The following is a 10382-nucleotide window of genomic DNA, read 5'->3' as shown; positions in this document are numbered from 1 at the left end:
TTGTCGGGTGCCTCCACATCGAACTGGCGATCCAGCGTGTTGTCGACAGCCAGTGAAGGCTTGCCGCCATACTTGCCGGGGCGCTTCTTGTAGCCGATCTGCGCGCGGATGCCGGCAATCTGCGCAAGCCTGGCCACCCGGAAGCATGCACGAAACGGGTTGCTGTCACCCGTCGAGTTCGAACGGCAGCACAAAACGCAATCAGAGGGCGTCTAGAAAACTCGGGGCGGTTCAGTTATCTTGTCAGCTCCATCGTGGTTGCGTTGCGAGATGACACTCTCTATGTAGGCCGGTCAGAAAGTGGTGTTTCTGCCTCTGTTTTGCGTTGCCGGCAGTTGATCCGCCTCTCATGAGCCTGTCCACTGGACGAATGTGATGCTAGGTTTTTTGATTTCCATCATCATGCCGGCCTATCGGGCAAGCGAGACAATCGATGCTGCCATCCTGAGTGTGATCCTTCAGACCTATCCCCACTGGGAACTGTTGGTGATCGATGATGGTTCTCCGGATTCGCTCGCACCCAAGGTCGACGCCTTCAAAGATCCGCGTATCCGGTTTATCCGGCTCGAGAAGAACCAGGGGCTTCCTAACGCATTGAACGTCGGACTGCGAGAGGCACGTGCGCAATATGTTGCGCGTATGGATTGCGACGACGTCATGGAGGATCATCGGCTGAAGGAGCAGTTGCTCTTCATGATGCGCGAAGGGCTCGCCATCTGCGGAACCGGGGCGGAAAAGTTCGGGGTCGAGGAGGGACGTATCGTCAGTCCCGGGAAAGGCCGCGAGATCATCAATGCGTTCCTTGGTAGCAATCCATTTGTTCATCCGACTGTCATGTTCGATCGACAAAGGCTGCCTGCGAAACTCGCCTATGATGCCACGTTCCGATGCGAGGAGGATTACGAGCTCTGGTCGAGAATTCTGACTGAGTTCAATTGCGGCAACCTGCCGGGATCGGGGCTGTTCTACCGGACGGCGTCCGGGAGCAATGCCAATCATCCCTACAAGAAGCGCTTCAAGCAGAAGGCACTCGAGCAGTTCGCCCGTCGCATGGGGATCATCGAGTTCACACCAATTGACATCATCAGCGAGTTCCAGGTCTCCGGTTTCGTTGATGAGCCCGGCTTTCATGCGATGCGCCAGTATGCCCTGTATTCGCATAGGTCAAATCTGCCCACACTTGGCTGGCTGCAAGAGCCGTTGCTCGATTGTCGGAACTTTCGTACTTTCTTTTCTTGGCTGAACTCCGTACGACAATTCACGCCGTACAGATATTGAGAGGCATCGCGTGTTTTTTCCACCGTTCCTTCATCCGCGATTCTGGATCGATCTGTGGCTTCCTTGGTCACGATCTGTCGAGAAGGCGCTGTACTTGGCTTATTGGGTCAATCTTTTCCACGCGCTCCCACACCTTCGAAACGTGATCCGAGATTACACGGCGATCCGCGTGCTGCGGCGTGATCTGCGTGGACGCGCGTCGGAGCTAAGGTCCGGTTCGGGCGTCAACGCGCTGCATTTCGTCTACGGGCTGAAATCCGCCGAGAATTTCCCGTTCTACGCCTGCATGGCAGTACTCTCGGCCCAGGCGCGGCACCCTGCGGCCAAGACATTCCTCTACCTGCATCATGAGCCGACGGGCGTTTACTGGGACCTGATCAAGCCCCGTGTCGAAATCGTGCGGATTCCCGATATCGACTATTTCGGCTTCGCCCGCATTCGCCACTATGCACACAAATCCGATGTCATTCGCCTTTTGGCGCTGATCGAGATCGGGGGTCTCTATCTCGATTGTGACAGCTTCACCCTGGCGAACATGGATGAACTCGCCCACCACGATTATGTCGTGGGCGTCCAGCAAACCATCCCAGGGGCGATGGGTGGCTTCTGCAACGCGATCATGCTTGGCCGCCGGGGCAGCCGCTTCGCGAAGCGCTGGTTGCGGCAGTATCGATCGTTCCGGTCGAGTGGGCGTGACAAGATGTGGGATTTCCATTCGGTCAAGCTGCCGATGTACCTTTATTCTAGGCGTCGGACAGGCGTGCATGTGCTGACTCACGAGAAATGGTTCTTTCCGCTCTGGAACCATATCGATCGGTTTCTCTTCGATCCGACCTGGCGCAAGGACAGCCACGATCTCTCTTCCGAGCAATATGCCATTCACCTCTGGCACAACATGGCGTTCAACGCTCTCGACGAGTGGTCTCCCGAACGCATGAAGCGCGCCGATTGCTTCTATGCGGATATCTGCACTACCGCGCTGGAGGCGCTGCCGAAAACGGAGCGCGGCACAATCATGGCTGCGCTCGAGGCGTGCAAGGCGAATGAGGCGGCATGAGCGAGACCTCCGGAGACCGCATGAAGGAACGCTTGCCTTGAAGGCCAAAATCCTCGTTGAGTGTCACCATCTCACGAGCCGCGCCGGAACCGGGCTTGCGACCTATGCCCGAAATCTTGCGCGTTCGGCCGCGCTCGCAGGGCACCCGACGGCATCCCTGTTCGGGATTCCCACGCCCTTGCCCTCCGGGCCTGCGCCCTTGCGTCAAATCCACCTGTTCGACACGCCGCCGACGACGGGATGGTCGCCGCGCAAGGCCTGGCTCGAGGCTTGCAACCTCGTGACAGCCGATCGGAATGGCGTTGAGGCCGAGATTGTGATGCCCGATCCGATCGTGGTCGATCCCGGCACTTTTCTCGCTGAGCCATCGCTTGCCGAGGCGCATGTCGTCGTGGAGCTCGCACAGCGTGCCCGTGCCCATTTTCGCCGCTACGGCCGCCTCTTGCCCGTGCGGACCGATGGCGTGGACCTGCTGCATGCATCGCATGTCATTCCGCTTCGACTGGCCGGCGGTCCAACGCTGACGACGATTCATGATCTCATTCCGTTGCGATTACCCTACAGCATTCGTGACGACAAGCCGGCCTTCCACACGCTGATCCGTTCCCTACTCGATCAGACAGACCACATCGTCACGGTCTCCGAGCACAGCCGCCGGGACATCGTCGAGTTTTTCAACCTGCCCGAAGATCGGATCACGAATACAGGCCAGGCTGTCGCCATTGAACCAGAATTCCTGACGAGGACCGATGATGAGATCGCCTTCGAGCTCGAGGCGGTATTTGGCCTGCCATGGAAGGAATACTGGCTGTTTGCTGGCGCCATCGAGCCGAAGAAGAACGTGAGAGGGCTTCTGGATGGATATCTGGCGAGCGGCTCCTCCCGCCCGCTGATCCTCGCTGGCGGTCTCGGTTGGCAGTATGGCGACGACCTGCGCCGCATCCATGATCGCCGCTTCAAAGATCTTCACCTGACTGACGGAAAGATCCGCAGGGAACGACGCGTGCGGCATTTGAAATATGTTCCGCGAGGGCATCTCCTGGCCCTGATGCGTGGCGCGAGGGGCCTGATCTTTCCGTCCTTCTATGAGGGGTTCGGGCTTCCCGTCCTCGAAGCGATGATGTTGGGAACGCCGGTGATCACCTCGAACACCTCCTCCCTGCCAGAGATCGCGGGAGAGGCTGGCCTCATGGTGGATCCCTACGATCCCGGTTCGATCGGCGCGGCCATTCGCCGGCTCGAGCATGACGAGGGGCTGCGCACGGAACTGGGCTGGAAGGGGATCGCGCAGGCGAAAAAGTTCTCGCCGGCGCGCTATGCTGAAAGACTCTCTGCCCTTTATGCGCGCTTTGCGTGACCGTCGGGATTGTCTGATGGGATCGCACCCCGAGAGCCCGATCATCTTCGATTTCTCGAAGTATATAGATTACCTCTTCCAGAGGAGTCCGACGGGCATTTCGCGCATCGATGTCGAATATGCATCTGCGTTGTCGCAACGGCCCGATTTGCTTTTCGCCGGCTATCATCGTGAATTCGGCATTCCGACCTGGTTTCAGGCGAAGTGGCTGACGGGTGCGGTTCGAACCATTCATGCCGAGTGGGATCGGGGGAGTTCTGGCACCCTTCCACAGCGCATTCAGCGTTGGCTCTGCGATCCAGCGGCGGATGCGAGCCGGATGCAGCCTGACGCCGCGGTCGATCGTGCAACCCTCCAAAAGGCCATGCTGCTCGCTCGTACCTGGCCCTGGCAGACGGTCTGGCGCAGGTTTCCGCGTGGAGCGATCTACCTGAACACATCCTATGCAGGCCTCGAGAATCCGCGGCATCTTGCGTGGCTCTCCCGTCGCCTGGACATTCGTGCGGTGTTCATGATCCACGATCTGCTTCCAATCGATCGTCCGGAACTCTTCTGGGATGGCATTGAGAAGACATTTCCCCGCAAGATCGAGCAGATCATCCATCGAGCCGACCTTGTCATCGTGCCGAGTGATGCGGTTCGCGAACGTGTGCGGGCCCAGGGTCAGGCGCTAGGGCGCCTCGACATCGAGGTGGTGGCGCATCCGACACCGCCGGCGCGGGAGTTCCTCGGAGCGCGCATCCAGATGGCCGAATGCGCAGGCCCGGCTTATGTGATTGCATGCGGAACCATCGAACCCCGGAAGAACCATCTGCTGCTAATCCAACTCTGGCGGCAGATGGTTCTCGATGGTCTGACCCCCCCGAAATTGCTTCTGGTCGGCTCACGCGGGTGGAAATACGATACTGCGATCAAGGCCATGGCCGACCCAGTTCTGCGCGGCCGGATCGTCGAGATCTCCGGCCTCTCGACCACGGAACTGCGCGCGTTGGTCGAGCGTGCGGCAGCACTCCTGATGCCGTCTATCGACGAGGGCTATGGCATGCCTCTGGTCGAGGCGCTGGCCGTGGGCACACCGGTTCTCGCATCGGATATCCCTGTCTTTCGAGAAGTCGCGCAGGGCGCTGCGACACTTTTGCCGCTCGATAACCCGCCTGCCTGGCGTGATGCCGTCCTTGCGCTTGCGGACCCCGGCAATCGCGCGACGCATCGCGCTAGGGCAGCCCTCTTTCCAATAAGAGGCTGGGAAGCGTATTTTGATGATCTGTTCAGGCTGCTGGCGTTCTTGCCAGGCAAGGCCTAAAGCGCTCGCGGCATGACACACTCGGACCTTCGCCTCGCCACTGCCAATGTTTCAACCGAAGCCCCGGTCCGCTTCGCGCTGCTCGGCACGCAAGGGCCCCTGCCGCTTTACACCTGCACCCTACTGCGAAATCTGGTGATCAGCGAGAATATCCGGGACTTTCGTGAATTCTGGCCGCAAAATCTCTCGGAGACCGAAGCCTTCCTCCACGATGCCGACAAGAACCAGAATTTTCTGGTGGGTGCCCAGTTTCCGGATCGCTCGCTCATCGATTGGCTGGCTCGGGAACGCATCCCCACGCTGATCGCGCTCGATGCGCCGGTCACATCGGTTGCCTGGTGGATGGAGGCGCTGAACGCAGATTTGCTGAATTCGATCCCGCCGATCACACGCAGCTTCGCGATGATCGCCGAGGCGGTAAACAATCCCTACCGCGCTGTCATCACGCACAGCCACGCGGGCATTCGACTTGAGGATCTGTTCCAGCATGTTGGAAAATTCTGTCTCGGTCGGCCGCCCCGAAACCTATCGATGATCTTCCAGCGGCTGGAATTGCCAAGCGATGCCACGCTCGAGCAGGCGATCGCCAAGGCTTATCCAAGAGCCGCAACCTTGCCCAAGGATATGGGGTTGACCGGCAAGGCACGCGAGGAGGTTGCGATGGTCTGCAACCCGCTGTTGCCCATGGTTCAAGGCCAGATCGGCGAACCCATGCGTTGGCCACCCTCAATGTTCCTGGACGGGCGGGCCTATCGGCGCCCCGCACCGGCGATCCAGGAACTGGTTGGCCCAGCCCGCTGCCTTTATTACGGACCGTATCTCTACTTGCCTCGCGGTCATTATGCCGGCGAGGTCGCCTTCGGAATCAGCTCGGAAATCCGGGACATGTATCTCCGAATCGAAGCGGTCTCGGGAGAGTCGATCACGGACTTTTCGACCCGTGCGCGCAAGGGAGGGCTTTACACTCTGCCGTTTGAATTCAGCCACGACGATGCTAGTCAGCATATCGAGGTGCGTGTGCTGATTGATCGTGGTGAGATCGAAGGGTATCTCGGATTGGCACATGTCAGCATCACGCCGACGCGGCTGGCGGTCTGTTCATAAATTTGCCGCATGAATGCTGGTCTGCTCGTCGGCTGTCGAAGGGCGAACTAATATGTGGGTTCTGATCGATGAAGGTGGCTGAACAATTGCAGATGCCTGAGGTCGCCACGACGAAGCCGATCCAGGCGATCAGCGGACGTGCCTTGAAGATGCTTCCCCCGCCCGCCCGCTGGAACTGGCGCTTGCTGCAGCGGTTTGTGATGCTTACTATCTTGCTGTTCCCGGCCATTTTTTCGGTGATCTATTTCGGCCTGGTGGCCTCCGATCGGTACGTGTCCGAATCGACTTTCGTTGTGCGGTCCTCTACGCGCTCTTCCGCCGGCGGCTTCGCAGCCTTCCTCCGCATGGTCGGCGTTTCATCCTCGCAGGACGACACCTTCGCGGTGCATGACTTCATCACCTCGCGCGATGCGCTGGAACAGCTCAAGGCCAAGGTCGATCTGGCTCGGATCTATTCGCCTCCCGGCGCCGATCCGCTCAGCCGCTATCCCAATATCCTTTTTGGCGAGGGCTTGGACGAATTCAGCCGGTACATGAAGAACCGGATTGTGGTGACGTTCAACTCGAACACCGGCATCAGCACATTGCGCGTTCAGGCCTACACGCCGGAGGAGGCGCAACTGATCAATCGCCTACTGCTCGAATTGTCGGAGCAGGTGATCAACCGCATGAATGTGCGCATTCATGGCGATGCTGTTCGCTTTGCCCAGCAAGAGGTGGACCAGATCGAGGACCGGCTGCGCGCCATTCAGGTTGCTATCACGAATTTTCGCAATCGAGAATTGCAGATCGATCCCAATCGCTCGTCGATCCTTGTGCTGGAACTGGTCGGCAAGCTGTCGGAGGAAGCCAGTCGCGTCAGCACGCAAATGGCCGAGCTTTCGGTGTCGTCGCCCAATTCGCCTCTGATCGCGGCACTCGAACGGCGATCGGAGGCTATCCGGGGCCAGATTGCTCAGGAAAAGGCGCGCATCACCGATGGTTCGGATGGCCTTGCCAGCAAGATCGCCAAGTTCGAAGAACTGATGCTTGAGCGCGAGATGACGGTCAAGACGCTCGCGACTGCGATCGTCTCGCTCGATACAGCCCGGACGGAAGCGCGACGCCAGCAGCTTTATCTGGAAAGGATCGCTGGCCCCACCTTGCCCGATTACGCCCGGATGCCCGAGCGTCTGTTCGAGATCCTGTCTTTCACGTTAGCCAACCTCGTGGTTCTGCTTGTGGGCTGGTTGATCAAGACCGGGATCACCGAGCATGCGCCGAAGCTGGAGAGCGACCAGCGATGACGGCGCTCAAGGCCCAGTGGCAGATCCTGCATGCGCTGATGGTGCGCGACCTGATCGTGCGCTATGGCCGCGAGAATGTCGGCTTTGTCTGGGCTGTCCTGGAGCCGATGATCCTGTGTGCGGGTGTCACCACCTTTTGGGCTCTGGCCAAGCCGGCCACCATGCATGGGCTGAATGTCATTCCCTTCGTCGTCACCGGCTATATGGCGCTGACGTTGTTTCGCCATCTGACCAACCCGAACGTGCATATTCTCCAGCGCAGCCTGTCTCTGCTGCTGCATCGGCAGCTGACGATGCTCGACATGATCCTGTCGCGCGCCGTGCTCGAGTTCGCCGGCACGACCCTGGCCTTCTTCACCGTTTATGGCTTCCTGCTGCTCGTCCGGGCAACCGAGCCGATCTTTGATTTTCGGATGGTGCTCTGGGGATGGCTTCTGCTCGCGTGGTTCGGGCTGGGCCTTGGGGTGATCACCGCTGCGCTCACGGCTCGATATCGCAGTGCGCACCATTTTATCGGTCCCATGCAGTATCTGTCGGTCCCGCTCGCGCCGACCTTCTACATGGTCGACTGGATGCCCAACTTTCTGCAGGATCTCCTTTATTTCAACCCGCTGACGCATCCCTATGAGATGATCCGGGAAGGTTTCTTTGGTCCAACCGTTAATGCGATCTATTATCCTGAAGTCACCTTCCTCTACGGATTGGTCTATCTCGCGTTCGGCCTGTGGTGGATCGAGAGGATCAAAGATCATCTCCATGAGCACTGAGGCTGATTTTCACAGGCTGGGCCAGACGAGATGAGCGAAATCACGCAAACTCCGGTCGAAGCCATTGTCCGGCGGCGATTCCCGGTCCAGCTGAAGCCACTCCGGCATGCTGTTTCCCAGCAGGATAGTCTCGATCTTGCGCGGCGATTCCGGTTTCTTGTCCAGAGGTATCTGCTGTTCTTTCTGATCACGGTCCTGCCGACGCTACTGGTCGGCATCTACATCTTCTTGTTCGCCAGCCACATCTACGTGTCCGAGGCGCGATATGTGGTTCGCACCCCGTCCGATTCCAACAGTCTGGCGGGCCCGCTCTCGGGTATCGTGCAGTCAACCGGCGTATCCAAGTCGACGGATGATGCGCACGCCATCAACGCCTTCCTGCTGTCGCGGGATGCGATGGAGTTGCTGCGCCAAAAGGTCAATCTTGACGCGATCTATGGCGCCGACAACGCCGACGTGATCTCGCGTTTTCCACGGCCTTTCCAGAAGCTGACGCGCGAGGCGCAGTTCAAGTATTTCCTATCCATGACGTCGGTGATCTATGACAAGTCGACAGGCATCTCGACACTGGCCATCTCGGCGTTCACGCCTAAAGATGCGCAGTTGATCGCCCGCGAATTAATGCGTGCAGGCGAAGCTCTCGCGAACCGGCTGACGGTTCGCATGCGCGAGGATCTGTCGAGTCGTGCGGCAAAGGATGCAGACGAGGCCCGCAGCCGCGCGATTGAGATCCAAGAGAGGATCACAAGCTGGCGCAATCGCGAACAGCAACTGGACCCCACTCGCTACTCGGCCGCGATCATCGAGGTCATCGCGCGTTTGTCGTTCGAACTGGCGCAGCTCCAGGCGCAACGTTCCGAACTGCTGAAGGCCTCGCCGCAGGGCCCCTCCATGAATGCCCTGCAGAACCGGATCAATGCGCTCGAACAGCAGATTGCCAAGGAGCGGCAGGCGCTGGTCGGCGGTACCGCATCGCTTGCGCCCAAGATCGTGGAATACGAGCTCCTGCAACTGGACAAGACCATCGCTGAGAAGCTTCTCGCCGCTACGATCAGCGCGCTCGAGACGGCCCGATCGGATGCGCAGAAGCAGCAAATCTATCTCGAGCGGATCGTGGAGCCGCAATTGCCGGATTATCCGCGTTATCCGCGCCGATATCTCACGGTGCTGATCGTCGCGATAATCTCCTTCCTGTTCTACGTTATCCTGATCAAAGTGCTGGGCAATATCGCCGGCCACGGCGCTTTCGCGCGGTATTTCTGGCAGAAGCGCGCGCTGACATGAGAACCGCGGCACTTGCTCCGCCATCCGCCGAGCCTTCCCAGCGGGTGATCCGCGCGGTGGACATCGTGAAGGAGTTCGAGACCGATGTTGGCACTCGCCGCGTGCTGGATGGCATCAGCTTCTCGGTTCGCCCAGGCGAGCGAATGGCTATTCTCGGCCGGAACGGCGCAGGCAAATCGACGCTGATCAAGATCTTGTCGGGCGTGATGGACCCCACGTCAGGCTCCATCCAGCTCGGCATGCGGCTCTCCTGGCCTCTTGCTCTGGCCGGCGGCTTTGAAGGCGACTTGACGGGCTACGACAATGTTCGGTTCGTCTGTTCGCTCTATGGCGTCGATTTCCACGAGATCTTCAGTTTCGTCAACGACTTCACGGAACTTGGGAAGCTGCTTCTCCTGCCCATGCGCTCCTATTCGGATGGCATGCGTATGCGTGTCGCCTTCGCCTTGTCCCTGGCGATCGATTTTGAATGCATCCTGATCGACGAGGTGCTCTTCGTCGGAGACACGCGCTTCCAGCAGAAGTGTCACCACGAGCTTCTTGAACGGCGCCGGGATCGCGCCATGATTATCGCGATCCATTCGCCTGACTTCGTGCGCACGCAATGCACGTCGGCTTTGGTGCTCAAGGCCGGACGCGGTCGCGTTTTCGACGACGTCGGCCTCGCCGCCGATATCTATTCCACGCTCTAGCGGTGAAGCATCAACAGGTTGTCCTCGGATAGGGCGACGCGAGTGATGGGTGGCATTGAATTTAGGCTGCCGTGTAGACAGTTCCAATTGTATTGGCGCGTCCACGTCTGGAGCGTATCCCTCCGCCGAAGGCCGCCTTGTTTTTGAACCGGGGCTTTGAACAATCCGGATTTCTGATCCAGCACTGATGCTGGCAGCATTGCTGGAGATTTCGGTTGGCGGACGAGGTTTATGTACGGCGGCGCCGGTGGAGC

General features: G+C 59.2%; 9 protein-coding genes and 1 pseudogene. 9 read left to right on the top strand and 1 reads right to left on the bottom strand.

The features are described from left to right. Positions 1–140: pseudogene (locus ACKODO_RS15360) on the bottom strand (IS3 family transposase); the annotation flags it as partial. Positions 141–375: 235 nt separating this feature from the next. Here ACKODO_RS15360 and ACKODO_RS15355 point away from each other — a divergent pair. The 9 genes from ACKODO_RS15355 (at position 376) to ACKODO_RS15315 (ending at position 10128) form a co-directional block, all read left to right on the top strand. Continuing rightward, entirely contained in the window at positions 376–1278 is a 903-nt protein-coding gene (locus ACKODO_RS15355) for a glycosyltransferase family 2 protein (protein WP_408984321.1), read from the top strand. Positions 1279–1372: 94 nt separating this feature from the next. Further along, complete coding sequence (locus ACKODO_RS15350; RefSeq protein WP_408984320.1) at positions 1373–2335, top strand: glycosyltransferase; 963 nt, start codon at positions 1373–1375, stop codon at positions 2333–2335. 37 nt (positions 2336–2372) lie between these two features. Continuing rightward, positions 2373–3692: a glycosyltransferase family 4 protein gene (locus ACKODO_RS15345; protein ID WP_408984319.1), complete on the top strand. Its 1320-nt coding sequence runs from the start codon at positions 2373–2375 to the stop codon at positions 3690–3692. Positions 3693–3708: 16 nt separating this feature from the next. Further along, complete coding sequence (locus ACKODO_RS15340) at positions 3709–4995, top strand: glycosyltransferase family 4 protein (protein ID WP_408984318.1); 1287 nt, start codon at positions 3709–3711, stop codon at positions 4993–4995. A gap of 12 nt (positions 4996–5007) precedes the next feature. Continuing rightward, complete coding sequence (locus tag ACKODO_RS15335; protein ID WP_408984317.1) at positions 5008–6099, top strand: hypothetical protein; 1092 nt, start codon at positions 5008–5010, stop codon at positions 6097–6099. Between the two features lie 68 nt (positions 6100–6167). Continuing rightward, a complete protein-coding gene (locus tag ACKODO_RS15330) occupies positions 6168–7385 on the top strand; it encodes a hypothetical protein (protein WP_408984316.1) in 1218 nt (405 codons plus the stop codon). Further along, positions 7382–8152, top strand: a complete 771-nt coding sequence (locus tag ACKODO_RS15325; protein WP_408984315.1) for an ABC transporter permease — start codon at positions 7382–7384, stop codon at positions 8150–8152. The genes ACKODO_RS15330 and ACKODO_RS15325 overlap by 4 nt, the downstream gene beginning before the upstream one ends. A gap of 30 nt (positions 8153–8182) precedes the next feature. After that, a complete protein-coding gene (locus ACKODO_RS15320; protein WP_408984314.1) occupies positions 8183–9436 on the top strand; it encodes a hypothetical protein in 1254 nt (417 codons plus the stop codon). Then, positions 9433–10128 (top strand): ABC transporter ATP-binding protein, encoded by a 696-nt coding sequence (locus ACKODO_RS15315; protein ID WP_408984313.1) that lies wholly within the window; start codon positions 9433–9435, stop codon positions 10126–10128. Before ACKODO_RS15320 ends, ACKODO_RS15315 begins: the two co-directional genes overlap by 4 nt. Positions 10129–10382: the final 254 nt, after the last annotated feature.

Origin of the sequence: Rhabdaerophilum sp., from assembly GCF_046092605.1 — a bacterium.
Lineage (GTDB): Bacteria > Pseudomonadota > Alphaproteobacteria > Rhizobiales > Beijerinckiaceae > Rhabdaerophilum.
This window is presented reverse-complemented; position numbering and strand designations above follow the sequence as displayed.